This window comes from Ruegeria sp. HKCCD8929 (assembly GCF_013031405.1).
Lineage (GTDB): Bacteria > Pseudomonadota > Alphaproteobacteria > Rhodobacterales > Rhodobacteraceae > Ruegeria.
This window is the reverse complement of record NZ_WPZY01000002.1, coordinates 404,011-428,034: the sequence shown is the minus strand read 5'-3', so window position 1 is coordinate 428,034 and position 24,024 is coordinate 404,011. Positions and strand designations below refer to the sequence as shown.

At 62.3% G+C, this 24,024-nt stretch carries 29 protein-coding genes and 3 tRNA genes; 15 read left to right on the top strand and 17 right to left on the bottom strand.

All coding sequences use genetic code 11. From position 1 onward, the window contains the following. Positions 1-60: 60 nt before the first annotated feature. Positions 61-3,498, top strand: a complete 3,438-nt coding sequence (locus GOX53_RS04765; protein WP_171173908.1) for a pyruvate carboxylase — start codon at positions 61-63, stop codon at positions 3,496-3,498. Between the two features lie 60 nt (positions 3,499-3,558). Here the strand turns inward: GOX53_RS04765 and GOX53_RS04760 are convergent, their stop codons facing one another. Beyond that, complete coding sequence (locus GOX53_RS04760) at positions 3,559-3,708, bottom strand: hypothetical protein (RefSeq protein ID WP_171173906.1); 150 nt, start codon at positions 3,706-3,708, stop codon at positions 3,559-3,561. A gap of 151 nt (positions 3,709-3,859) precedes the next feature. Here GOX53_RS04760 and GOX53_RS04755 point away from each other — a divergent pair. The 3 genes from GOX53_RS04755 (at position 3,860) to GOX53_RS04745 (ending at position 4,758) form a co-directional block, all read left to right on the top strand. Next, positions 3,860-3,934, top strand: a tRNA-Gly gene (locus tag GOX53_RS04755). Positions 3,935-3,965: 31 nt separating this feature from the next. Continuing rightward, positions 3,966-4,040 (top strand) — tRNA-Gly (locus GOX53_RS04750). 115 nt (positions 4,041-4,155) lie between these two features. Further along, positions 4,156-4,758 carry a hypothetical protein gene (locus GOX53_RS04745; protein ID WP_171173904.1) on the top strand — a complete coding sequence of 201 codons (603 nt, stop codon included), beginning with the start codon at positions 4,156-4,158 and terminating at the stop codon, positions 4,756-4,758. Positions 4,759-4,764: 6 nt separating this feature from the next. Here GOX53_RS04745 and GOX53_RS04740 read toward each other — a convergent pair whose 3' ends face one another. Next, positions 4,765-5,004, bottom strand: coding sequence for an Lrp/AsnC family transcriptional regulator (locus GOX53_RS04740; RefSeq protein ID WP_171173903.1), 240 nt, complete (start codon positions 5,002-5,004; stop codon positions 4,765-4,767). A gap of 173 nt (positions 5,005-5,177) precedes the next feature. On the opposite strand from GOX53_RS04740, the gene hisB reads away from it, so the two are divergent. Together hisB and hisH are read left to right on the top strand one after the other, a co-directional pair. Continuing rightward, a complete protein-coding gene (gene hisB, locus GOX53_RS04735; RefSeq protein WP_171173901.1) occupies positions 5,178-5,765 on the top strand; it encodes an imidazoleglycerol-phosphate dehydratase HisB in 588 nt (195 codons plus the stop codon). Between the two features lie 54 nt (positions 5,766-5,819). Further along, positions 5,820-6,458, top strand: coding sequence for an imidazole glycerol phosphate synthase subunit HisH (gene hisH, locus GOX53_RS04730; protein WP_171173899.1), 639 nt, complete (start codon positions 5,820-5,822; stop codon positions 6,456-6,458). Positions 6,459-6,513: 55 nt separating this feature from the next. On the opposite strand, the gene GOX53_RS04725 is transcribed toward hisH, so the two are convergent. Next, complete coding sequence (locus GOX53_RS04725) at positions 6,514-6,900, bottom strand: DUF2147 domain-containing protein (protein WP_171173897.1); 387 nt, start codon at positions 6,898-6,900, stop codon at positions 6,514-6,516. A 134-nt stretch (positions 6,901-7,034) separates the two neighbouring features. Between GOX53_RS04725 and hisA the strand changes: the two genes are divergently transcribed. Continuing rightward, positions 7,035-7,760: a 1-(5-phosphoribosyl)-5-[(5-phosphoribosylamino)methylideneamino]imidazole-4-carboxamide isomerase gene (gene hisA, locus GOX53_RS04720; protein ID WP_171173895.1), complete on the top strand. Its 726-nt coding sequence runs from the start codon at positions 7,035-7,037 to the stop codon at positions 7,758-7,760. Here the strand turns inward: hisA and GOX53_RS04715 are convergent. Beyond that, positions 7,757-8,203: a DUF302 domain-containing protein gene (locus GOX53_RS04715; RefSeq protein WP_171173894.1), complete on the bottom strand. Its 447-nt coding sequence runs from the start codon at positions 8,201-8,203 to the stop codon at positions 7,757-7,759. The two genes, hisA and GOX53_RS04715, sit on opposite strands and share 4 nt — an antisense overlap. A gap of 119 nt (positions 8,204-8,322) precedes the next feature. Between GOX53_RS04715 and hisF the strand changes: the two genes are divergently transcribed. From hisF to GOX53_RS04700, 3 genes are all read left to right on the top strand, one after another. Continuing rightward, positions 8,323-9,084, top strand: coding sequence for an imidazole glycerol phosphate synthase subunit HisF (gene hisF, locus GOX53_RS04710; RefSeq protein ID WP_171173892.1), 762 nt, complete (start codon positions 8,323-8,325; stop codon positions 9,082-9,084). Then, entirely contained in the window at positions 9,081-9,398 is a 318-nt protein-coding gene (locus GOX53_RS04705) for a phosphoribosyl-ATP diphosphatase (RefSeq protein ID WP_171173890.1), read from the top strand. The genes hisF and GOX53_RS04705 overlap by 4 nt, the downstream gene beginning before the upstream one ends. A 96-nt stretch (positions 9,399-9,494) precedes the next feature. Beyond that, positions 9,495-10,070 (top strand): hypothetical protein, encoded by a 576-nt coding sequence (locus tag GOX53_RS04700; protein WP_171173888.1) that lies wholly within the window; start codon positions 9,495-9,497, stop codon positions 10,068-10,070. A gap of 4 nt (positions 10,071-10,074) precedes the next feature. On the opposite strand, the gene GOX53_RS04695 is transcribed toward GOX53_RS04700, so the two are convergent. From GOX53_RS04695 to rlmB, 4 genes are all read right to left on the bottom strand, one after another. Continuing rightward, positions 10,075-10,545, bottom strand: a complete 471-nt coding sequence (locus GOX53_RS04695; RefSeq protein ID WP_171173887.1) for a CoA-binding protein — start codon at positions 10,543-10,545, stop codon at positions 10,075-10,077. 198 nt (positions 10,546-10,743) lie between these two features. Next, positions 10,744-11,154: a YHS domain-containing (seleno)protein gene (locus GOX53_RS04690; RefSeq protein WP_371810252.1), complete on the bottom strand. Its 411-nt coding sequence runs from the start codon at positions 11,152-11,154 to the stop codon at positions 10,744-10,746. 135 nt (positions 11,155-11,289) lie between these two features. Further along, positions 11,290-11,580 carry a hypothetical protein gene (locus tag GOX53_RS04685; protein WP_171174032.1) on the bottom strand — a complete coding sequence of 97 codons (291 nt, stop codon included), beginning with the start codon at positions 11,578-11,580 and terminating at the stop codon, positions 11,290-11,292. Positions 11,581-11,592: 12 nt separating this feature from the next. Next, entirely contained in the window at positions 11,593-12,366 is a 774-nt protein-coding gene (rlmB, locus tag GOX53_RS04680; protein ID WP_171173883.1) for a 23S rRNA (guanosine(2251)-2'-O)-methyltransferase RlmB, read from the bottom strand. 116 nt (positions 12,367-12,482) lie between these two features. Here rlmB and GOX53_RS04675 point away from each other — a divergent pair. After that, positions 12,483-12,566 (top strand) — tRNA-Tyr (locus tag GOX53_RS04675). A 79-nt stretch (positions 12,567-12,645) separates the two neighbouring features. Here GOX53_RS04675 and GOX53_RS04670 read toward each other — a convergent pair. The 5 genes from GOX53_RS04670 to GOX53_RS04650 form a co-directional block, all read right to left on the bottom strand. Continuing rightward, complete coding sequence (locus tag GOX53_RS04670) at positions 12,646-13,164, bottom strand: DUF2478 domain-containing protein (protein ID WP_171173881.1); 519 nt, start codon at positions 13,162-13,164, stop codon at positions 12,646-12,648. Between the two features lie 71 nt (positions 13,165-13,235). Continuing rightward, positions 13,236-13,901: an NnrU family protein gene (locus tag GOX53_RS04665; protein ID WP_171173879.1), complete on the bottom strand. Its 666-nt coding sequence runs from the start codon at positions 13,899-13,901 to the stop codon at positions 13,236-13,238. 104 nt (positions 13,902-14,005) lie between these two features. Continuing rightward, complete coding sequence (locus tag GOX53_RS04660; RefSeq protein ID WP_171173877.1) at positions 14,006-16,072, bottom strand: proline/glycine betaine ABC transporter permease; 2,067 nt, start codon at positions 16,070-16,072, stop codon at positions 14,006-14,008. Next, positions 16,069-17,121, bottom strand: a complete 1,053-nt coding sequence (locus GOX53_RS04655) for a betaine/proline/choline family ABC transporter ATP-binding protein (protein ID WP_171173875.1) — start codon at positions 17,119-17,121, stop codon at positions 16,069-16,071. Before GOX53_RS04655 ends, GOX53_RS04660 begins: the two co-directional genes overlap by 4 nt. Positions 17,122-17,130: 9 nt before the next feature. Further along, entirely contained in the window at positions 17,131-18,081 is a 951-nt protein-coding gene (locus tag GOX53_RS04650) for an ABC transporter substrate-binding protein (protein WP_171173873.1), read from the bottom strand. 382 nt (positions 18,082-18,463) lie between these two features. Between GOX53_RS04650 and GOX53_RS04645 the strand changes: the two genes are divergently transcribed. From GOX53_RS04645 to GOX53_RS04635, 3 genes are all read left to right on the top strand, one after another. Beyond that, the gene (locus tag GOX53_RS04645) at positions 18,464-18,886 is read left to right on the top strand and encodes a PaaI family thioesterase (RefSeq protein ID WP_171173871.1); all 423 of its coding nucleotides are present in this window, start codon (positions 18,464-18,466) and stop codon (positions 18,884-18,886) included. 59 nt (positions 18,887-18,945) lie between these two features. Continuing rightward, positions 18,946-19,608: a DNA-3-methyladenine glycosylase I gene (locus GOX53_RS04640; protein ID WP_171173869.1), complete on the top strand. Its 663-nt coding sequence runs from the start codon at positions 18,946-18,948 to the stop codon at positions 19,606-19,608. A 144-nt stretch (positions 19,609-19,752) separates the two neighbouring features. Then, positions 19,753-20,436 carry a hypothetical protein gene (locus GOX53_RS04635; RefSeq protein ID WP_171173867.1) on the top strand — a complete coding sequence of 228 codons (684 nt, stop codon included), beginning with the start codon at positions 19,753-19,755 and terminating at the stop codon, positions 20,434-20,436. 1 nt (position 20,437) lies between these two features. Here the strand turns inward: GOX53_RS04635 and GOX53_RS04630 are convergent, their stop codons facing one another. Both GOX53_RS04630 and GOX53_RS04625 read right to left on the bottom strand, forming a co-directional pair. After that, entirely contained in the window at positions 20,438-20,839 is a 402-nt protein-coding gene (locus GOX53_RS04630) for a cytochrome c (RefSeq protein ID WP_171173866.1), read from the bottom strand. An 18-nt stretch (positions 20,840-20,857) separates the two neighbouring features. After that, positions 20,858-21,274 (bottom strand): cytochrome c, encoded by a 417-nt coding sequence (locus tag GOX53_RS04625; protein ID WP_171173864.1) that lies wholly within the window; start codon positions 21,272-21,274, stop codon positions 20,858-20,860. A 141-nt stretch (positions 21,275-21,415) separates the two neighbouring features. Between GOX53_RS04625 and GOX53_RS04620 the strand changes: the two genes are divergently transcribed. Next, positions 21,416-21,853, top strand: coding sequence for a DMT family transporter (locus GOX53_RS04620; protein WP_171173862.1), 438 nt, complete (start codon positions 21,416-21,418; stop codon positions 21,851-21,853). On the opposite strand, the gene GOX53_RS04615 is transcribed toward GOX53_RS04620, so the two are convergent. Both GOX53_RS04615 and GOX53_RS04610 read right to left on the bottom strand, forming a co-directional pair. After that, positions 21,837-22,523, bottom strand: a complete 687-nt coding sequence (locus GOX53_RS04615) for an ABC transporter ATP-binding protein (RefSeq protein WP_171173860.1) — start codon at positions 22,521-22,523, stop codon at positions 21,837-21,839. The genes GOX53_RS04620 and GOX53_RS04615 overlap by 17 nt on opposite strands. Further along, positions 22,516-23,802 (bottom strand): ABC transporter permease, encoded by a 1,287-nt coding sequence (locus GOX53_RS04610; RefSeq protein WP_171173858.1) that lies wholly within the window; start codon positions 23,800-23,802, stop codon positions 22,516-22,518. Before GOX53_RS04610 ends, GOX53_RS04615 begins: the two co-directional genes overlap by 8 nt. Positions 23,803-24,024 lie beyond the last annotated feature (222 nt).

Here is a 24,024-nt window from a genome sequence, read left to right as displayed (position 1 = left end):
GTACCTGCACGTATTGTCCGCCTAAAACCACCGCCAAGCTGAAAGAGACCGGGACCTGCCATGACCGACTTCAATAAAATCCTGATCGCCAACCGCGGTGAGATTGCGATCCGCGTGATGCGCGCGGCAAACGAGATGGGCAAGCGCACCGTCGCCGTGTTTGCCGAGGAGGATAAGCTCGGCCTGCACCGCTTCAAGGCGGATGAGGCCTATCGCATCGGCGAGGGGATGGGGCCGGTGGCCGCGTATCTGAGCATCGACGAAATCATACGCGTGGCCAAGGAATGCGGCGCGGATGCGATCCACCCGGGTTATGGCCTGCTGTCCGAGAACCCGGATTTCGTAGATGCCTGCGTGCAGAACGGCATCACTTTCATCGGCCCCAAGGCCGAGACCATGCGCGCCCTTGGCGACAAGGCCAGCGCCCGGCGCGTGGCCATCGCAGCCGACGTACCGGTGATTCCGGCGACCGAAGTGCTGGGCGATGACATGGATGCCATTCGAGCCGAAGCCAAAGAGATCGGCTATCCGCTGATGCTCAAGGCGTCCTGGGGTGGCGGTGGTCGGGGTATGCGCCCGATCAATTCGGAAGACGAACTGGAAGAGAAGGTCCTGGAAGGCCGCCGTGAGGCCGAGGCCGCGTTTGGCAATGGCGAGGGGTATCTGGAAAAGATGATCACCCGCGCCCGCCATGTCGAAGTGCAGATTCTGGGCGACAAGCATGGTGAGATCTATCACCTCTATGAGCGTGATTGTTCGGTCCAGCGCCGCAACCAGAAAGTGGTGGAACGGGCGCCCGCGCCGTACCTGACCGAGGAGCAGCGTGCCGAGATCTGTGAACTGGGCCGCAAGATCTGCGCCCATGTGAACTATGAATGCGCGGGCACGGTCGAGTTCCTGATGGATATGGAGTCGGGCAAGTTCTACTTCATCGAGGTGAACCCTCGGGTGCAGGTGGAGCATACCGTCACCGAAGAGGTGACCGGCATTGACATCGTGCGCTCGCAGATCCTGATCGCCGAAGGCAAGACGATTGCGGAGGCGACCGGTAAGGTGTCGCAGGATGAAATTCGGCTCAACGGCCACGCGCTGCAAACCCGCATCACTACCGAGGACCCGCAGAACAATTTCATCCCCGATTATGGCCGCATCACCGCCTATCGCTCGGCCACCGGCATGGGTATCCGGCTGGATGGCGGCACAGCTTATGCGGGGGGCGTGATTACGCGGTATTACGACTCGCTCTTGACCAAGGTCACCGCTTGGGCGCCGACGCCGGACATGGCGATTGCCCGCATGGACCGGGCACTGCGCGAGTTCCGTATCCGGGGTGTCAGCACAAATATCGACTTTGTCATCAACCTGCTGAAACATCCCACGTTTTTGTCGAACGAATACACCACCAAGTTCATCGACACGACACCGGATCTGTTTACCTTCAAGCGCCGCCGCGACCGGGGCACCAAGGTGCTGACCTACATCGCGGACATCACCGTGAACGGGCATCCCGAGACCAAGGACCGCCCCCTGCCCCGGGCCGACCTGAAAGAGGCGAAGGCGCCGGCGCAGAAGGCCGAACCGATGATGGGCACCCGCAACCTGCTGGAACAAAAAGGCCCGCAGGCGGTGGCCGACTGGATGAAGGCGCAGCGGCAACTTCTGATCACCGACACAACCATGCGCGACGGGCACCAGTCGCTGCTGGCCACCCGGATGCGCTCGATCGACATGATCAAGGTGGCGCCGAGCTATGCCGCCAACCTGCCGCAGCTGTTCTCGGTGGAATGCTGGGGCGGCGCGACGTTCGACGTCGCCTATCGCTTCCTGCAGGAATGCCCCTGGCAACGCTTGCGCGATCTGCGCGAGGCGATGCCGAATCTGATGACCCAGATGCTGCTGCGGGGCTCGAACGGCGTGGGTTACACCAACTACCCCGACAATGTGGTGCGGGAGTTCGTGCGCCAGGCCTCGCAGAATATCGACGTGTTCCGCGTCTTCGACTCGCTCAACTGGGTCGAGAACATGCGCGTGGCGATGGATGCCGTCGTCGACAACGGTAAGATCTGCGAGGGCACCGTCTGTTATACCGGCGACATTCTCGATCCGGACCGGGCCAAGTACGACCTGAAATACTATGTCGGCATGGCGAAGGAGCTGCGCGATGCGGGTGCGCATGTTCTGGGCCTCAAGGACATGGCCGGGCTGCTGAAACCGGCCGCCGCGCGGGCGCTGATCCGGGTGCTGAAGGAAGAGGTGGGCCTGCCGATCCACTTCCACACCCATGACACGGCCGGTGTCGCCTGCGCCACCATCCTCGCCGCCTCGGAAGCGGGCGTGGATGCGGTCGATTGCGCGATGGACAGCTTCTCGGGCAACACCAGCCAGGCGACGCTGGGTACCGTGGTCGAGGCGCTGCGCCATACCGACCGCGACACCGGGCTGGATATCAAGGCGATCCGCGAGATCAGCGATTATTTCGAAGCCGTGCGCGGCCAGTACGCGGCGTTCGAGAGCGGTCTGCAAGCCCCGGCATCCGAGGTCTATCTGCACGAAATGCCCGGTGGTCAGTTCACCAACCTCAAGGCTCAGGCGCGTTCACTGGGGCTGGAGGAGCGCTGGCACGAGGTGGCGCAGATGTATGCCGACGTGAACCGGATGTTCGGCGATATCGTCAAGGTGACACCGTCCTCGAAAGTGGTCGGCGACATGGCGCTGATGATGGTCAGCCAGGGCCTGACCCGCGAGCAGGTCGAGGACCCGGGCACCGAAGTGGCCTTCCCCGACTCGGTCATCGACATGATGCGCGGCAATCTGGGCCAGCCTCCGGGCGGGTTCCCCGACAGCATCGTCGGCAAGGTGCTCAAGGGTGAGGTACCCAACACCGAGCGTCCGGGCAAACATGTCGATGCGGTCGATCTGGAGGCCACCCGCGCCGATCTGTCGAAACAGCTCGAAGGCAAGGAGGTCGATGACGAGGACCTGAACGGCTACCTGATGTATCCCAAGGTTTTCCTCGACTACATGGGCCGTCACCGCACTTATGGCCCGGTCCGCACCTTGCCCACGCGCACCTTCTTCTACGGTATGGAGCCGGGTGAGGAGATCACGGCCGAGATCGACCCCGGCAAGACGCTGGAAATCCGCTGCCAGGCCATCGGCGAGACGGACGAGAAGGGTGAGGTCAAGGTGTTCTTTGAACTCAACGGCCAGCCGCGTGTAATTCGGGTGCCGAACCGCCTGGTCAAGTCCTCGACCGTGCAGCGGCCCAAGGCCGAAGCGGGCAATGCCAATCACATCGGCGCGCCGATGCCGGGGGTCGTGGCGACCATTGCCGCTGGCGCTGGACAAGAGGTCAAGGAAGGCGACCTGCTGCTGACCATCGAGGCGATGAAGATGGAAACCGGCATCCACGCCGAGCGCGATGCCACCGTCAAGGCCGTGCATGTGCAACCCGGTGGCCAGATCGACGCAAAGGACCTGCTGGTGGAGTTGGAATAGGCTCAGCCACAAAGCGGCATGACAAAACGGGTGGGGCCTTGCAGCTCCGCCCGTTTTCGTTCAACCGGCCAGTATGTGGGTCATAACGGTCGGAACAGGCGTCACCATCGGCTGCGCCTCGACCGTTTTGCTGCCATCACAAACCGCCAACGCGGCGATCACGATCAAGCCCGCAAGCAGTGTCGATTTTACGGTTTCAACCCCGGGCATCCCTCACCTCCGCCAAAGCTATTTTTGTCCGGTCTGATCCTTCAACGGGCGGGCATTGGTTTTCCGTCGCGGCAAAGATTTTTTCCCGATGTGGCGTTTTTCCTCTTGCAGCTTTCCGCCAGAATTTATACTTCACGCCTCACTCAACCGGGCGGGCGTAGCTCAGGGGTAGAGCATTACCTTGCCAAGGTAAGGGTCGTGAGTTCGAATCTCATCGCCCGCTCCAGGTTGAGATATCAGGCCGATGGCCAATGGATGCGGGCGTAGCTCAGGGGTAGAGCATTACCTTGCCAAGGTAAGGGTCGTGAGTTCGAATCTCATCGCCCGCTCCAATATCTCAAGGAAACAATCTAAGTGGACCACTGAGTTCCGAAGAGGCCGCACAGGTCTTGACGCGTGGGCCGTGATGCACACCCAATAGCCTGAGGCTATTGGAGGGTTCGGGCAATGCCAGGCACACAGCAGAAAAGGTTGCTATTGGGCATTTTCGAAAACCTGCCCGGGCTGTCTTTCCTGATATTGTCTCAGGCAACAGGCGATTTGCGCCTGGCGGGCTGGATCGGAGCAATCCTGGCGGGGTTTGTCTGTGCCACATACGTCAAGCGTATCTTGGACCCGCATCCGATCCTTCTGGGCATCAACGTATTTACAGTGGGAATCACTCCGCTGATCGAGGGTTTGTTCCTGCTGGACATGCCCCATCAAGCTCAGTTGCTTGTCCAGAACGTGGACACCGCCGTTCTGAGCAGCGTGTTTTTGATCGGACTGGCGCTTACCCTATTCGCGCCGAACGGATTTCTCGCATGCCGCACCGAAACACGGAGACAGACGTTGATCTATTCCGCCGTCCTGCTGGCCGCGAGTGGCACCGGCATCATCTGGTCGGCATTTGTGGACGCCAACCCCTTGCTGTCGCTAGCGATGCCATTGTCGCTGCTGTTCGGACTGCGCCAATATCTGTGCGCCGGACTGAGCGACCGTCAGTCGCTGAACAGCGGGCTGACCGCGCTCCCAGGCGCGGCGGCGCCATCGGCTGACCTTACGGTTTGACGCGGATCAGAACGCCTTGAAAGTCATGGTGGTCAGCGACCGTTCGATGTTCGGAATGATCAACAGGTGCTCGTTGATGTAGTGCCCCACATCCTCGCCTTCGGGGACGTAGAGTTTCATCAGCAAGTCGTATTCGCCGCTGGTCGAATACAGTTCGGAATGGATCTCGCGCAGTGCGATCTCTTCGGCCACCTTATAGGTCGTGCCGGGTTTGCAGCGGATCTGGATGAAAACGCAGGTGGTCATGCCGGGAGGGTCCAGTTGATTGAGCCGATGATCTGGCGCCAAAGCTGGCATGGGGGCCCAGCGGGTGCAATCCCCTGATTTTGGCGCAACACATCGCCGCGCGTGCTGCACGCGGGCTGGAAATCCGTCGTGCCCCATGCCTATAAGCCCTCCGGTATCAAGAGGATTTGCCCATGCGCCGCGCCACCATCAGCCGCAAGACCGCCGAGACCGATATCTCGGTCGAGGTCAATCTCGACGGAACCGGGGTTTATGACAACCAGACCGGGGTCGGCTTCTTCGATCACATGCTGGACCAACTGGCGCGCCATTCGCTGATCGACATGACCATCCGTGCGCAAGGCGATTATCACATCGATGACCACCACACGGTCGAGGATACGGGCATCACGCTGGGGCAGGCCCTGACCGCCGCTTTGGGCGACAAGACGGGCATCCGCCGCTATGGCGAGTGCCACTTGCCCATGGACGACACACAGGTGCGTTGTGCGCTGGATCTGTCGGGGCGTCCGTTTCTGGTGTGGAACGTGGACCTGCCCACGCAGAAGATCGGCAGTTTCGACACCGAGCTGGTGCGCGAGTTCTTTCAGGCGCTCAGCACCCATGGCGGCATCACGCTGCATGTGGACCAGTTGCACGGGTTCAACAGCCACCACATTGCCGAGGCCGCGTTCAAGGCCGTCGCCCGCGCCCTGCGGCTGGCGGTCGAGACCGACCCGCGCAAGGCGGATGCGATCCCGTCGACCAAGGGCGCGCTGTAGGCACAGCCCAAAAATGGGAACCGGTTTTTCGACGAGCCGCGCAGAGGGGATCACATGCTGACCGCCATCATCGACTATGAAAGCGGTAACCTGCACTCCGCCGAAAAGGCGTTCCAGCGCATGGCGCAGGAGGTGGATGCGGGCGAGGTCGTGGTGACCTCGGACGCCGACGTGGTCGCCCGCGCCGACCGTCTGGTGCTACCCGGCGACGGCGCCTTCCCTGCCTGTGCCGCCGAACTGCGCGGGCATAAGGGCATTTATGACGCCATGGTCGAGGCGGTCGAGCAGAAGGGCCGCCCGTTTCTGGGCATCTGCGTTGGCATGCAGCTTATGGCAACAACCGGCCATGAGTATGAGGAAACCACCGGTTTAGGCTGGGTCGCGGGCGATGTGGTTCGGATCGAGCCCGAAGACAGTACGCTGAAAGTGCCGCATATGGGCTGGAACGATCTGGTGATCGAGAGCGATCACCCGGTCTTTGCCGGAGTAAAAACCGGCGATCACACCTATTTCGTGCACTCTTACCAGTTCCGCGTCGCCAATCCGGCAGAACGGCTGGCGCATGTGGAATATGGCGGGCCGGTGACAGCGGTGATCGGGCGGGACACGATGGTGGGGATGCAGTTTCACCCCGAGAAGAGTCAGGATGTGGGCCTGCGTCTGATCGGCAACTTCCTCACCTGGACCCCATGAAAAAGGCAGGCCCCGAGGGCCTGCCATGCCGTTCGTTGCGGACGCCCGAGCTCGCCTACTTCACTCGGCTCCAGTTCTGTTTTGAACAGATCAGGCCGCCGGCGACGCATCCGCGCAACGCCAGACTGTCGCCGCTCAGATTCATCTTTCCGATGTAAATCTTGTCATTGGAGGGGCGCCAGACCTTACCGGCATAGCTGCCGTCACCATTGGGCACCATGTCGATCACCAGCGTTTTTCCGATGTTCGGTGATTTATACTCGCCCCCATCGTTGAAGGTGCGGGCAATCTTGCCGCAGACCGCCGCGCCACATTTCTGCATTTCGATATGTGCGTAGGACCCATCGTCGGGTTGCGTCTTCCAGGTGCCAAGCACCGGATCGGCCATGGCCGTCCCAGCAATACCCAGCCCCATCGCTGCTGCCAGAATCATTCGTTTCATCACAAAACCTCCCGTTTTGCCGCACTGTGGCGCGTGGCCGGGGTGACAGGCAAGCATGACTTAGGGTCGCGTTGCATCCCCTGCCCCTCTCGTGCCATATCGCGCGTCAAATCCAGCAGAAGGTTGCGCATATCATGATCCTCTATCCCGCCATCGACCTCAAAGACGGCCAGGCCGTGCGCCTTTTGCGTGGCGAGATGGACAAGGCCACCGTGTTCAACGAGGATCCGGCGGCCCAGGCCAAGGCGTTTGTTGAAGCAGGCTGCGAATGGCTGCATCTGGTCGACCTGAACGGTGCCTTTGCCGGTGAGCCGGTGAACGCCGCCCCGGTCGAAGCAATCCTCAAGGCCTGCAACGTACCCGCCCAACTCGGCGGCGGCATCCGCGACATGGCAACGATTGAGCGGTGGCTGGACAAGGGGCTGGCTCGGGTGATTCTGGGCACTGTGGCGGTCGAGAACCCCAGCCTGGTACGCGAAGCGGCCAAAGCCTTCCCGGGCAAGGTCGCTGTGGGCATCGACGCGCGGGGCGGCATGGTCGCCACCAAGGGCTGGGCCGAAGAGACCGATGTGCATGTCACAGATCTGGCCCGCAGCTTCGAGGATGCGGGTGTCGCCGCCATCATCTACACCGACATCAACCGCGACGGCGCGATGCAGGGCCCAAACGTTGAGGCCACCGCCGACCTGGCCCGCGCCGTCTCGATCCCGGTCATCGCATCGGGCGGCGTCAGCTCCCTGACCGACCTGATCGCCTTGCGCGATTGCGGCGCGGACCTCGATGGCGCGATCTCGGGCCGTGCGCTTTATGATGGCGCCTTGGATCTGGCCGAGGCAATCCGCATCCTCAAGACCGATTAATTCGCGGCGGCGCCCGTCAGCTTTTTCAGCGCGCCCTGCATCTTTCCGAGGACGGGCGCATCGCCGGATATCTCCACATCATCCAGCATTTCGGCCGGGTCCTCGTAGACGAGCCAGACCTGTCCGTCCGCGTCCGAATAGGCCAGCACCTTGAGCGGCAGGTAGAGCCCCGCCAAGGGATCGGCCTGCATGGCCGGCGTTCCCAGCTTGGGATTGCCAAAGATCAACAGCTGCGCGTCCCCAAGTTCCATTCCAACCTTTTGCGCACCAGCCGCGTGATCGACGCGGGCAAAGACGGTCGCCCCGGCGTTGCCGACCGCGGCCTCCAACGCATCCATCACCTCCGCCACGGATTTTTCCGTTTTCACTTTGATCAGATCATCGGCCAAGGCAGAGGCAGCGCCCAAGAATGTCAAAAGCCCGGCGCAAAGAAGAACACGCATGTCAAATCTCCCATTGTGATTATTCCCGCTAAATCTCCACGACTGAGACGTTTCCGCCAGTCACAACTCTGGCATAAGCGGGGCTTTGCCGCTAGGACGGCACCAATAGAGGATCGCCCATGCTGAAAACCCGCATCATCCCCTGCCTGGACGTCGCCGATGGCCGCGTGGTCAAGGGCGTGAACTTTGTCGGCCTGCGCGATGCGGGCGATCCGGTGGAATCGGCCAAGGCCTATGATGCGGCGGGTGCGGATGAGATCTGTTTCCTCGATATCCATGCCACCCACGAAAACCGCGGCACTATGTTCGATGTGGTGCAACGCACCGCCGAGCAGTGCTTTGTACCGCTGACTGTGGGCGGTGGCGTGCGGTTGCGCGAGGATGTGCGCAACCTGCTGCTGGCGGGCGCCGACAAGGTTAGCTTCAACTCTGCCGCCGTGGCCAACCCGGATGTGGTGGCCAAGGCCGCCGACCAGTTTGGCAGCCAGTGCATCGTGGTCGCCATCGATGCCAAGACCGTCAGCCCGGGCAAGTGGGAGATCTTCACCCATGGCGGGCGCAAGGCAACCGGCATCGACGCGGTGGAGTTCGCCCGAACCGTCGTCGCAAAAGGGGCCGGAGAGATATTGCTGACCTCGATGGACCGGGACGGTACCAAGGCGGGGTTCAACCTGCCTCTGACCCGCGCCATTTCCGACGCGGTGGACGTGCCGGTGATCGCCAGCGGTGGCGTCGGAAATCTGGATCACCTGGTCGAAGGTGTCACCAAGGGCGGCGCCAGCGCGGTGCTGGCGGCCTCGATCTTTCATTTCGGCGAATACACCATTCAGGAGGCCAAACAGCACATGGCCGCCGCAGGCATCCCGATGAGGCTGACATGAGCGTTCTGCACGACCTCGCCGCTACCATTTCCGATCGCAAGGGCGCGGACCCGGACTCGAGCTGGACTGCCAAGCTGCTGTCCAAGGGGCCCGAAAAGTGCGCCGAGAAGTTCGGGGAAGAGGCGGTCGAGGCGATCATCGAGGCGGTGAAGGGCGACACCGAGAAACTGACGGCCGAGGCGGCGGACGTGCTTTACCACCTGCTGGTGATGCTGGCGGCGCGCGACGTGCCGCTGGATGCGGTTTTGGCAGAGCTGGCACGCAGGCAGGGCACCAGCGGCATCGCGGAAAAGGCCAGCCGAACGGGCGGGTGACGCCGGGCGCGTGATGGGTTTCGGAGCCGCCGCGCTCATTCTATAGTCCGCTGTCAAAGCGCCGGGAACACCCCGGTATCCAGAGGGTTTTTAAGGATGAAGAAACCATTCGCTTGCGTGTTCGCGGTGCTGGCGGCCCTGATCGTTGGCGCCTGCTCGGTGCCCGACACGGTGGATCGGCGGGATGTCGCCGGGCTGGCGACCGAGATTCGCGGGCTGGGCCCAGATATCGACCCCGAAGAAGCCGAGCGGGCGGCACGTATTGCCTATGACTACACCAGTCAGTTGGCGGCGGAGTATCAGATCACCGACCCGCCGCTGATCCACAACACCAAGGTCAACCGGGGCCTGCGCCCGCGCGGGCTGTGCTGGCACTGGGCCGAGGATATGGAGGCACGGCTGAAGCAGGAGAACTTTCAGACCCTGACCCTACACCGCGCCATTGCCAATGCGGACAACCCGTTCCGGATCGACCACAGCACCGCAATCATCAGCCGCCGGGGCGATTCCATGTTCGAAGGAGTGGTTCTGGACCCGTGGCGCTATGGCGGCAAGCTGTACTGGTCGCAGCTTCAGGCCGATACCCGCTACAATTGGCGGCCTCGCATGGAGGTGCTGGAGTGGAAACGCCAGCGCCGCGAGGAAAAGCAACGGTTAGCATTCATCGAGTAGCTGGCTATAGCTTGGACGAGATGATGCCGGTGGCAAAGCCGCCCATGCGCAGTTCACCAAACAGGCGCTGATACTCGATCTTGGGACAGCGGTTCATCACAACGTCGATGCCGCGCACCTGCGCCTTGTCCGCCGCCTGTTCATTCTCGACCCCGATCTGCATCCAGATCGTGCGCAAGCGGGGAAAGCGCTCCAGCGCCTCATCCACGATGGGCGGCACCGCCTCGGAGCGGCGGAAGATATCGACCATGTCCACCGGTTCGGAAATCTCGGACAGGCTGCCCCGCACCGTCTCACCAAAAAGCGCCTTGCCGGCATGGCCGGGATTGACCGGGATGACCCGAAATCCCTTGAGCCCCAGATAGCGCGCTACGTAATAGCTGGGCCGCACCGGGTTCATCGACACCCCCACCACGGCAATCACCTTGGTGCGCTGCAGGATGCCCTTGAGAAAATCGTCGGAATAGTCTGGCATGGCCGTCACCCTAGCCACATGCCGGACAAGAAAAAAGCGCCCAAGAAACTCTTGGGCGCCAGGTATGGAACGAGGGACAGTGAAATGACCCGCGGCAGTTCCGTTCCGCGGTCACTGTGACATTTAAGCACGCATTTTCAGAAAAAAAGAGGGTGCGCGCGTTTTTGTGATGACAGAGGGAGATTTTCTCGCGGCCGCTCAGTCAAACAGTGCGTCTGGCCAGTTCTGCTCGGCCATGGCGATGTTTCCGGCGATATCCTGTTGCCACAGCCGCTGGATCTGCGGCGAATGAACCAGGTAAAGCTTGCCGGCCACGATCTCCCACGCCTCGGGGTCGGTCGAGGACAGACGCCCCTTGGACATGGCATAAGCGCAATAGCCGCCAAATTGTGGGGCGAAGGCCCGTGGATTTGCCTCGAACGCCTCGCGATTGCCCTGCGACGCGAATTGCCAGACTGCGCCCTTCCACATGACGGCAATGTCAGAGCGCCCGGGAACGGGATGACCGCCATTGAAATAGGACACGGTGTCGTATCCGCTGAGCGCCATGCCCTCGCGGGCGTGAAAGAGCGGCGAGTCCGCATAGGCGGCGGGGGAAACAAGTGACAAGGCCAGTCCGGCCAACAGGGAACGACGAGAAAGCATGGGCCTCAGAGTGCTGATTGCGGCCCCTAAGATGCCTCTGAAACGGCAAACACGTAACCCCGGCTGACGCGGATGTGATCCGGTTGTGTTATTGCCGGATCAGTCGAAGATATCCTCGACCACATCCCAGGCCTCGTCCAGAAACCGGGCCATAACCCCCTTACGCCGCTTAACTTTTTTGACCTTCTTTCGCTTGGCCATGGTTGGCGGCGGCGTGGCAACACGCGGTCTGACGGGTTCCGGAGCCTTTTCCTTGCGCAGCATCTTGAGGTTATGCAGCGGCGCACCGCAGGCAGAGCAGCTCAACTCATGCCGCTCGCGGCCTTTCAGCACCAGTGCTGCGCGCGTGCCGCAATAACAGCAGGTTGCAATCTTGGTCGGGGTGGAAATGGGACGCTCCTGTTATTTGTGTCTGGATGCATATAGGGCAATTGCGGCAGCATTTGAGACGTTGAGTGATCCAAACCCGCCCGCCGCGTCGATTTTCACCAGTTGGTCCACAGTTTCCTTGGTCTTTTGCCGCAGCCCCGGCCCCTCGGCCCCCAGCACCAGCGCCACCGGGCGGTCGGTGCCTTCTCCCAGTGCTGCCTCAATTGTGTTTTCGGCCTCGCCATCGAGACCCAGCACCAGAAATCCCATGCGCTGCAACTCGGTAATGGCATCGGCCAGATTGCGCACCCGCAGATAGGGTTGCCGCTCCAGCGCACCGCTGGCGGTCTTGGCCAGCGCCCCGGTTTCGGGCGCGGAATGATGCCGCGTTCCGATCACGGCGCTGGCGCCCAGAACTTCGGCTGAGCGCAGGATCGCGCCCACGTTATGCGGGTCGGTCACCCGGTCCAGCAGAATCACCCGTGGATGCTCGCGCGCGATGCACACCTCGTCCAGACTGCCCCAGTCGAGTGGCTTGACCTCCAGCGCAGCCCCCTGATGGACCGAGCCCGGGTCGATCGGTGCAGTGAATTTGCGTGGGTCAGCCAGTTCGGGCTCAATCCCGGATGCCGCGATGGCCTCGACCAGCTTATCTTGCGCATTGCGGGTCACGATCAGGCGCAGTTTGGTGCGGTTCGGGTTCAGCAAAGCATCGCGCACGGCGTGCAGACCGAACAGCCAGACGGTCTCGGAGGCCGCCGCCTTACGGGCCTGTTCCTTTTCGACCACCCATTTGGGTTTCTTCATTTTACCGGCCTCCGGGACCCGAAATCAGTTTCCTGCGCCCAGGCGGAATTTTCCTGTTGACGCTTCTTTGGAGCGCTAGTAATCACGCCTCCACGTCAGGCGCAACGCCTGACAGTGGGCGACAGGCCGCAAGGTGTGGCAGGGGACTGTAACTCCCTCGCGGAGACGCACGCCTGGTTCGATTCCAGGGTCGCCCACCACTTTCCTATGAATTCAGCACCTTAGTTGTGGTCCGCGTTACGGGCGTTTATCTGTCACGCCGAAACGATGCGGCCTGACTCAGGCCGCGTTCCGTTCTGCCGTGATCTGATCCAGCCAGCGCTCGATCGCGTCGATATCGGCGGGCACCTGCTGGGCGGCACCATCAGTAAAGGCAAGGAACTTTTCCTCATTCAAACCGTTCACACCCACCAGCACCGGGATGTCGCGCGCCAGGGCCTCGCCGATGACCGGACGAAATCCGCGCCCATCGGCCTCATGTTTGCCGAACTTGTTGACGATCAGCAGATCCGGCCCGGCGTCCAGCGAGGCAGTGACATACGCCACTGCCTGTTCCAGCGCAGCCGGGTCCAGCCGACAGCCCCGCGATTGGCTGCCCAGCGATTGCGAGATACGGATGGTCTCACCTGCGGGCAGGACCCGCAGGTCCATATCGCATTTGCTGCTATCGGCGCATTCGGTGTTGGTCTGCACCACCCCGGCCAGAAAGACGTCTCGGGCCAGCAGACGCTCGGCCACGGCACTGAGAAGGCGGTCGGTCGCGCCCCGGTCGGTGGTGGTGATATAGGCCAGATGCATGTTCGGGCTCCGGTAAGTCGTAGCGTTTCACAGCAGATAGCACGGGTATGGGCCTCCGACCACTCCTGCCGTCATGGCCAAGGTGACAGCCCAATCACGGGCGCGTGCAGATGGACGGCGGCCTCGAACACGACAAAGGCCACCAGCCAGACCCAGAGGCGAGGAAGTGGTTTTGGCAGGCGCAACGACATGCGGGCGGTGTTTTTGGCCAGACGGCCCCAGTCCGCCCCCATTTCGCGCATCTTGCGGCGGTCGATCAGCATCATGCCCAGACCGGCAAAGCCGGCGAATAAGCCAAACAGGATGACATGAGCCAGGCTGCCATTGGCCAGCAGATGCGCCAATGCCCAGAGCAGCAAGGCCAGCAGGATCGGATGTCGAGTGAGGCGGAGGATGCCGGGGTGTTCTGGATCGAATGGTGCGCGACCCAGCCCGCCGAACGAGAACGGATTGCGGATTGCCATCCCGGCCACTGCCAGAAGACAGGCCACGGGCATCACCAGAAGCGGTACCCAGCGCAGCGCCGGAAGCGGGGGGATGACCTCGACATAAGGCGCGCGGGCGGCAGCCACGATCAGCCAGCCAAGAATGGCCAGGGAGAGCAGTGAATAGGCGGCGAAATAGGCGCGCTTGCCCAGTCGATCGATCAACCACGGGCGCACGGGCGGGCGCACCGGGATGACGTGGCTCAGCATGAAAACACTCAACGCCAGAAGGAATTCGGCCCAACCGCCCATGGTTCTATCCTTTGTCTTTCCGGCTGAACTCTAGGCGCCGTCCCGGCCCCGATCCTTGCTTTATGTCAAGCGTTTGCGGCAGGAAGTCCCCACCGCCGCCAAGCTTAAAGACCCAGCGCCTTGCGCCGTTCTTCGGCAAAACCCTGCACCATGCGGTCGGCAATCAGCGCCAGGATCGCCATCGCCGCACCGGCCGAGATGCCCAGCCCCACATCCGCTTGCCCCAGCGCCAGATAGATCGACTGGCCCAGACCAGTGGTCCCGATCAGCGCCGCGATCACCAGCATGGCAAACGCATAGAGGATGGTCTGATTGAGCCCCAGCAGGATGGTCGGCGCCGCATAAGGCGCGCGCACGTCGCGTAGGATCTGCCACTCGTTCGCGCCGCTGGAAATCGCGGCCTCCATCATCTCGTCTGGCGTGTTGACCAGCCCGTGGCGGGTGTAGCGGATCATCGGCACCACCGCATAGGCGCAGATCGCCAGAAAGGCCGAGAACTCGCCGATCTGGAACACCATCAGCACCGGGATCAGGAAGACGAACAGAGGGATGGTCTGCAACATGTCGCAGATCGGGCGGACGATTTTCCACACCGGCGCCCACACCGCGCTGGCCAGGCCGATCATGCCGCCGACCACAGCGCAGGCAAAAACCGCGGCACCGCTGAGATAGAGTGACAGCAGCGCCCTCTCCCACAGACCCGAGACGAGGATGGTGGCCAAAAGCCCCACCGAGAGCGCTGCCAGACGCCAGCCGCCCGCGACCCAGCCCAGCGCGGCGGCTCCGGTCAGGACGAAGGGCCAGGGCAGATTGGCAATCCCGGTCTCCAGCATCCCCAACGCGATCAGCACGGTCAGACCACCGGTGATGTGTCCACGCCACGCCATCAGTAGCGCGATCAGCGCAGCGGCGGCGAAGAGGCCATAGCTCATCGCCGGCGTCCAGGCGAAACCCCAGGTGAAGGGCAGCACCGCCTGATCCAAACCGATCCGCAGTGGCAGCAGCACGTAGAACATCGAGTTGTTCTTGAGCGCATCCAGCCACGGCCCGTTGCTCTGGGTGAAAGCTGTCAGCCCCTGATCGACGGCTTCCGCCATGGGATCGAGCAGGGTCAGGTCCGACGGGTTCGGCAGGCGTGACCAGAAAGCGGCGGTGAACAGCACCGCAAAGCCAAGCATCGCCCAGACCACACGGGTGTCGTAACGTTTGCGCTCGGTCGCCAGCACGCCGCTCATCCGGTCGATCACCACGGCAAAGACCACGATCACAAGGCCCGCCAGCAGTGACTCGCCGAACTGCGCCTTGCGCATGGTCAGCAGCACCTCCCAGCCGATATCGTTGAACCCGCCGATGACGGCGGCGATGATCACCATCGACAGCGCAGCCATCAGGCACTGGTTCACGCCCACCATGATCTGGGTGGTGGCCGAGGGGATCTCGACCTGAAACAGTTGCTGGAACCGGGTGCCGCCGGACATGATGGCGGCCTCTTTCACCTCATGCTCGACCCGTTCCAACCCCAGCATCACGTTGCGCGCCATGGGTGGGGCGGCATAGATCGCAGACGCGATGAGGCCCACGACGGGGCCGAAGCCGAAGAGCAACAGCAATGGTGTGAGATAGGCGAATGTCGGCACCGTCTGCATGACATCCAGCACCGCCTGCACAAAAGCTTTCACCTTCGGCACCTCGTTGGCGAGAATACCGATGGCTCCACCAATCACCAGCGCCAACGGCACCGAGACTGCGACCAGCGCCAGCGTGTTCATGCTCTCGGCCCAATAGCCCGAGGCCAGCACGAAGCTGAGCCCTAGGAAACCCAACGCCGCCATCGGCAGCCCGCCCAGATACCAGCCCAGCGCGGTCACGATGCCGATGACGATCGGCCAGGGTGTCGAACCCAGCACGAAATTGGCCCAGTTCATCGGATGGGCCATCACGTCGGAGAAGAGCCGGGCAACCGGTTTGATCCCGTTCAGAAACCACGCCAGGAAAGACCCGACCCAATCGGTCGCGGGCAGTTCCCATGCGGCGGGCCATTTTACCAGCCACGGAGCGATGGGCTCCAGCGCCAGACAGATCGCGCCGACCAGAACCGTAATCAGCGCCGCCTGCGCCCCTGCCGTCAGCCGTGCGGCACGGGCGGGTGTCACATCCGCAAGCGCGCTCATGCGTTTTCGACCTGCAGGGCGGCGGCCAGATCGGACGGGTGCACCGTGCCGACGATGGCACCGCTGGCATCGCGAACCGGCACCGGCTCGTACAGCTCCATGCAATGCGCCAGCGCCGCGTCCAACGTCATCGAGGTGGTCAGCCCCGGGTCGTCCGGCCCGCGCTCGGCATCGCCTTCGCGCATCACCGAGGCCACCTTGGCGTGCTGGCCTTTAGCCACGTCCTTGGAGAACTCGCGGACGTAATCGTCGACCGGGCGCAGCACGATATCCGAGGGCGTGCCGATCTGCACGATCTTGCCATCCCGCATGATCGCGATCCGATCCGCCAGTTTCAGCGCCTCGGCAATGTCATGGGTGATAAAGACGATGGATTTCTTCAGCGTCGCCTGAATGCGCAGGAACTCGTCCTGCAACTGCCGACGGATCAGTGGATCGAGCGCCGAAAACGGCTCATCCAGAAACCAGATATCGGGGTTCACGGCGAGGCTGCGCGCGATGCCCACGCGTTGCCGCTGCCCGCCCGAAAGCTGGCGTGGGAAACTGTCCTCGCGGCCCTCAAGACCCACGAGTGAAATCACTTCTTGCGCCCGGGCGCGGCGTTCCTTGCGGCCCACGCCCTGCACCCGCAGCGGATAGGCCACGTTCTCGGCCACGGTCATGTGCGGGAACAGGCCGAAATGCTGGAACACCATGCCCAGCGTCTTGCGGCGCAGTTCGGTCAGGCGCTTTTTGGTCGCGCCCACCACATTCTCACCCTCGATCCGGATCTCGCCACCTGTGCCCGGCAGCAGTTGCGAGATGCAACGGATCAGCGTGGATTTTCCGGATCCGGACAGGCCCATGATGACGAACAGCTCGCCATCCTTCACCTCGAAATTGGCGTCCTGCACGGCGGGGATGAACCCCTGCTCGCGCAGATCGGCGGCGGCCTGGTCGGCGTCTCCCCCTGACCGAGCCAGCGCGTCGGTCAGGGCCTTGTCGGCGCCCGGGCCAAAGACCTGCCAGAGATTCTGGCAGGCAATGGCCGGCGTATTTGCGTCAGTCACGTATGGGACTCACTTGGTTGCGGCGTCGACAACCGGACGCCATTTGCCTTCGTTGTCGGCCATCCACTTGGCCACGACTTCCTCAACCGCGCCACCATCGACGTCGATCGCGCCCATCATCGGCTGCTGGTCTTCAACCGCCAGCTGATAGTTGGTGAGGATCTCATAGGCGGCAGGCCATTTCGCCTCGAAGCCGTTCCAACCCGCCTTGAAGATGCGCGAGGGCGAGAAATCGCAATCGTTGACCGCGTTCGGGTTCGGACCCCAGGCCGGATCGGTAAAGCACGCCTCTTCGCCCGGCGGCAGGTCGACGAATTGCACATCATAGGCCGACATCGCCCAATGCGGCTGCCAGAAGGTGATGAGCAGCGGCGACTTGCGCTCGGTCGAGGCGCGCAGTTCGGCGATCAGCGCCCCTTCGGAACCCGCCGGAACCGCCTTGAACGGCAGCTCAAGCCCGGTCATCCGGTCCGCGCCGGGGGTGCCCCAATCCGCCGGGTAGTCCACCAGACGCCCGTTCGGAATGGTCTCGGCAGTGGCGAAGTTCTGCGCGCAATCCTTCAGCGCCTCCCACGCGGGCAGGCCCGGGCACAGTTCGGCCACATGAGCCGGATAGGCGATGCCCTCTTTGGCGTCGAGGCCCAGATCGCCGATCTCGACCACGGTGCCTTCATCGACCTTCTTGGCGTATTCGTCGGACACGTTGGACGACCAGATTTCCAGCGTCGCGTGAATGTCGCCATCGGCCAGCGCCTGGAACTGGTTCATCATGCCCGCGGTCACGTATTCCACATTGTACCCGGCGGCTTTCAGCATTTCACCGGCCACATGAGTGGTCACATGCTGGCCGGTCCATTCGTTGATGGCCAGCTTGATCGGCTCATCCACGGCGCCCATGTCGGCGGCATAGGCCGAACCGGCGACGGTTGCGGCCACAAGGCCAAGGCTAAGTTTCTTCATCCTTTGTCTCCCAGTTGGATTTGCTCGACATCTCCGGTCGAGGCAACATTCTGACCAAAGCGATCAGCGGCTAACCATGCCCACCCAAGACAAGCACCCAATCAGTCAATAAATGAAATGCGGGCGCATCCCGGTATCCGATCCCTCCCCATCTTGCGAAACGTGGTCCGTTTCTGTTTTTCGGTCGGCCCGATCCGTTTTACTATTCGCCAAAACCGATCATGTGTCACGGCTTAAGCAGGGCCACGGGATATTGACTGACGGATCAATCACAAACCCAAAACGCCTCTTTTGTCGAGAGTTTCTTTTGTGATCGGCGGTGAAACCATCGGCACTTGCAGTTTTTACTGGCACTGAACCGGGAAGCGGATAGCATTCCGCGATGGCATCCAAGCGCGTGATAACACCCGACACGGCACAGAGTTTTCTGGAAGAGAACTTTGCCGAGTGGGTTCTGGCATTGAATTTAAACGTCATTGCGACTGAGCGGGACCACACGGTGATCCGCATGCCGCTGGCCCCGCATCTCGCCCGCGTGGGCGGCATCGTATCGGGTCAGGCGCTGGCAGCCCTGGCCGACACCACAATGGTCATCGCCGCGATCTCACATTCCGGTGAGTTCAAGCCTTACGCCACCACCGATCTGCACACCCAGTTCCTGAGACCCGGTGTGGGCACCGCCATCCTCTGTCGTGCAGAGATCGTGCGTGCAGGCCGATCCCTGGTCTTTGCCCGCGCAGACATGACCGAAGAGAGCTCGAACAAAGCGGTTGCCTGCGCAACCGCCACCTTCCTGTCGCCCTGAAACCTGCCTTGCAAAATGAGAACAAATAGGCAACATTTATCCAAAGGGAGGACACGCCCATGCATCATTTCGATGAGATATTCGGCCTCGCCGCCGCGCGGCACGGCGGAGACGCAGCGCTGGAGGCCAAGTTGAGCAAGCCCAAACCGGTGGCGGAACTTGCCGCCCTGCCTGAGGACCGCTGGCTGTCGACCATCACCAAATGCGTGTTTCAGGCCGGGTTCAACTGGAAGGTCATCGAAAACAAGTGGGACGGGTTTGAGGAAGCCTTCGATGGCTTCGATGTGGGCCGCTGCACGTTCATGGATGACGAGAAATTCGACGCCCTGCTGCAGGATACGCGAATCGTGCGCAACGGCACAAAAATCGCCACCGTGCGCGACAATGCCGCCTTTCTGATGGAACTGCGCGAGGAAGGCGGCGCAGGTCATGTGCTGGGCGGATGGCCCTCGACCGACTATGCGGGTCTGCTGGCGATGCTGGGCAAGCGGGCCTCGCGGCTTGGCGGCACCACGGCACAATACGCGATGCGCTTTGTCGGGCGCGATAGTTTCATCCTGTCCCGGGACGTCACCGCACGCTTGATTGCCGAGGGCGTGGTGGACAAGCAGCCCACGTCAAAAAAAGCCATGGCGGCGGTGCAGCAGGCCTTCAACACATGGATGGATCAGTCTGGCCGCTCGCTAACGGAAATCAGCCGGGTTCTGGCCATGAGCCTTTAAGAGCAGGTCGGTGTAAGTCGAACTTTCCAACAACCGCGAACGCGTAGTACGTCGCCGACGCCTTCGGGTTCACAATTCCGAGCAAACGCGGCCGGCTCTGCAAAATCGCTTGCGGGCGGCGTGAGTGGCACTAGGGTCACTCCTATGATCCTGCGCGCGTTTCTGATCCTGCTGTTCGTCGCCGCCTGTGGCCGCCCGCTTACCGAGACCGAGCGCGCCTTTGCGGCCCGCGTGCATGGCGATGCGCTGAACCTGGACCGGGTGCGCCTGATCGAGGGCGCGCCGGTGGGCAACATCACCTTCAAGCGCGAACCGCGCCCGCGCCTTACCTGCCGCGAGCGCATCCTGCCGCCTGTGGAAGAAGAGATCGTGACCGGAAAACCCGCTGCGGTGGCCTTGTTCAACAGGGTTTTCTTTACCCGCGACTGGTATCTCGAAGATTACATGGCCGAATTCCCTCAGACCGTCGATCTGGTTGCGGCCATGCTGCTGGCCCATGAACTGACGCATGTCTGGCAGTGGCAAAACCGCAGGCGCACCGGGTATCACCCCCTGCGCGCGGCAGCCGAGCACGGGGTTTCAAACGATCCTTACCTGTTCGATCTGTCCGGTGACCCGGATTTCCTCGATTTCGGCTTTGAGCAACAAGGCGCGATTGTCGAGGAATATGTCTGCTGCCGTGCCCTGGCCCCGGATGCACCCCGCACCAGGCGTTTGCACGAAATGCTGAGCGAGGTCATGCCCGTGGCCGACCTGCCCGGCGCCCGCCGCGAGAATGACGTTCTGTTGCCTTGGAAAGGCGTACAGCTCAAGGGAATCTGCGGCTAGGCTACCGATTAACCTGGATGCTTTCGAGATAGGCAAGCAGGGCCGCCAGCGGGCGCGGTGTCGGTGTCAGAACGCCGTCCACCTCGACCGGAACAAGGTCACCCTGCAAGAGCGCACCGAATTCCGGCATGACCTCTGCCGGAACCTTGCCGCGGCCATAGCCGTCGATTTGCGACAGCACTTGGGCGCGTGGCAGTTCCCCGCCGTTCCTCGCCGCAATCCGGGTCAGGTCCGGGGCGGTCTGACCACCGACCAGAGTTCCCCCTTCGCCCCGGTATCCGTGGCAGGCGGTGCAGTTGTCGGCAAACAATACCGCGCCCTCCTGCGCGGTCGGCATCTCGGTTTCTGCAACTGTGCAAGCAGCCAGCAGCAAGGCTGCGCATCCGACTTTGATGTTCCGCATTGCTCGCGCCCTCCCGGCTCAGTTCCTTTGAAGGGTTTGCAGATAGGCGACCAGATCCACGATGGGTTCACTGGTCAGGATCGGCTGGCCAGCGGGTGTCTTGATCGCGGTGTCCCGCCCTTCGAAATAGGGCCCGTAGACCGGCATCGGGCTACCATGACTGACCAACGGGTCCCGCCCGTCGATTCGCTTGACCACACGCTCGGTGGGGAAAACACCGTCCTCACCCGTCAGGGCGGTCAGATCCACAGGCTGGATGATCAGCACCCCGGCCATCGGGCCGTGCCCGGTCGCCTCCCGGCCGTGACAGGCTGCGCAATGGTGGAAATAGAGTCCCTCCCCACGTTCGACATCCTGCGCATGGGCAGGCGGCGCCAGCAACGCACACGCTGCAAGGCCGGCCAATCCAAAGTGCTTTGTCACCAATCCGATCATCGCCACCTCCTACATGCTGCGCCATCCCTTCGCCGGGGGCATAAATCTTCGGCCTCCGGCGCATATGCAGGCTTGCCCAGCGGCGGACGGGCCGCAATGATCCAGATCAACACATTGGGGCAAGACGAGGAGTGAATACGTATGACCCAATACGCAGCCATCATGCTGGCCGCCGGGATCGGTGTGCCAATTCTTGCGGCCCTGAACGCCGCGCTTGGCAAGCTCATCGGCTCACCCACTGCCGCCGCCGTGGTGCTATTTGCGGTGGCTCTGGGCGCCTCGGCGCTGGTGCTGGCGCTGTTCCCCGGCCCGCAGGCGCTGGCTCAGGTCGGCGGATCGCCCAAACACCTGTTGCTGGGCGGAGTTCTGATCGCTTTCTACGTGCTGTCGATCACCCATGTCGCGCCGCATTTCGGGGTCGGCAACGCGGTGTTCTTCGTGTTGCTAGGTCAGCTCATCAGCACCGCTGCCATCGACCATTTCGGCCTGTTTGGCGCACAGGTGACACCGCTGACGCTGATCCGCGCGGGCGGTATCGCGATCATGGCGGTGGGGGTAGCGATCACTCAGCTGGCCTGAGCATCCCGCCCTCAAGCCGCACCACCCGGTCCATCCGTGCGGCCAACTCCAGATTGTGCGTGGCGATCAGCGCCGAAAGGCCAGTGCCCCGCACCAGAGCCATCAGCGCATCGAACACTTGATCCGAGGTATCGGGGTCGAGATTGCCTGTCGGCTCATCCGCCAGCAGCACCCGGGGCCGGTTGGCCAGCGCACGGCAAAAGGCAACCCGCTGCTGCTCCCCTCCCGACAGCGCCGCCGGACGGTGGTCGGCGCGAGCGGCCACACTGACGCGGCCCAGCAAGTCCTCGGCCCGATCACGCGCCTCACGCTCGGGAACACCGTTGGCCAGCTGCGGAAGGGTTACGTTTTCCAGCGCGGTGAATTCCGGCAACAGGTGGTGGAACTGATAGACAAACCCAACGTCCCGCCGCCGCACCGCCGTGCGGGTCCGGTCGCCCTTGCCGCTCACATCCTGCCCGGCCACCTCGACCGAGCCCGCGTCCGGCGTGTCCAGCAACCCAGCAATGTGCAGCAAGGTCGATTTGCCCGCCCCCGAGGGTGCGACCAGCGCCACCGCCTCACCAGCGCGCAAGTCCAGATCGGCGCCGCGCAGCACCTGCAACTCGCCCGGGGTACCCTTGAGATAGGTCTTGGTGAGGCCCGTCAGGCGCAATGTCACGTCATTCATAGCGCAGCGCCTCCACCGGGTTCAGCCGCGCCGCGCGGCGGGCCGGGAACAGGGTTATCAGCCAACTCAACCCGATGCTGAGCACCACGGTGGATGCCACATCCGAAACTGTGATGACGGCAGAGGGGAAGAAGAAACCACGGGCTTCCAGATCCCGCACCCCGCTGCCCGTCACCCAATCGACAAAGGAATAAACGCTGTCGATATTCATCGCAAAGATGACACCAAGAATGACGCCGAATACCGTTCCTGCGGTTCCGACTGACGCCCCGCACAAAAAGAACACCCGCAAGATCGACCCCTGGCTCAGCCCCATGGTGCGTAGAATCCCGATATCGCGCCCCTTGTTCTTGACCAGCATGATCAGCCCGGAAACGATATTCAGCGAGGCGATCAGCACCAGAATGGCGAGCACGATGAAAATCGCGTTGTCCTGCATCTTCAGCGCACGGATCATACCGCCTGCCCGGTCCTGCCAGGTGTAGACATAGGCGCGATCACCGCTCTCGCGGATCACCGGCAATGCAAGGTCTGCCACTGCAAGCGGCTCGGACAAACGCAAGTCGATCTGATCGACGGCCCCTTCCTTGTTGAAAAAACTCTGCGCCTCGGCCAGCGGCATGTAGAGGCGGCTCTGGTCGACGAATCCCTGTCCCGACGAAAAGATGAACACCACCTCATAGGCCGACACGCGTGGTGACGTTCCCATCGGTGTTCTCACCCCATCCGGAGAAATCAGCTTAAGCCGGTCTCCCACAGTCAGCCCCAATTGCTGTGCCAGCGTGGCGCCGATGGCCACACCGTCGTCAAAGCGTGTCAAGTCTCCCCACGCTTGCTCGGGTTCGGCAATCATCGGGTAGTCCAGCAAGTCCTCCAAGGCGAGGCCATAGACATCCACCGGCATGTTACGCCCGCGATAGCTGCCCATCACCTGATTTCGCACCAGCGGAGCCGCGTCGCTAACACCAGGCATCGCCTCGAGCCGCCGGGATAGATCGGTGTATTCGCGTACAAGATGGTCCTTCGGCACCTCACCCGTCAGATCGCGCTGAAAATGCACGCTCATATGGGCGTTGGCGCCCAGCATCGTGTTGACGAGATCGGATCGCAGCCCTTCCCGCACCGCCAGCGTCGCCACCAGCGCAAATACCGCCAGCGTGATGCCGATCAGCGAGATCCATGTCATCACGCTGACCCCGCCCTCGGCTTTGCGGGCGCGCAGGTATCGCCAGGCGATTTTCCACTCAAACGGGGCGAAAGGGGCTGGAGTTCCTGCCATGTCTTGTCCTGCTCTGTTGCCGCAGAACCTGTAGTCTCTGCCCCGGCGGCGTCAAGGTAGGTTTGGGTGCTAGTGGCGCCTCTCCGCTACCGAGAATGACGCCGATCACGAAACAGTTTGTTTTCGTTGGCGCTAACTGACTTCAAAATGCAACAGGCTTGCAGTAATATACTTGCGTACTTTGATTATTAAATGAAATTTTGTCACCCTGTTTGTGGGGGA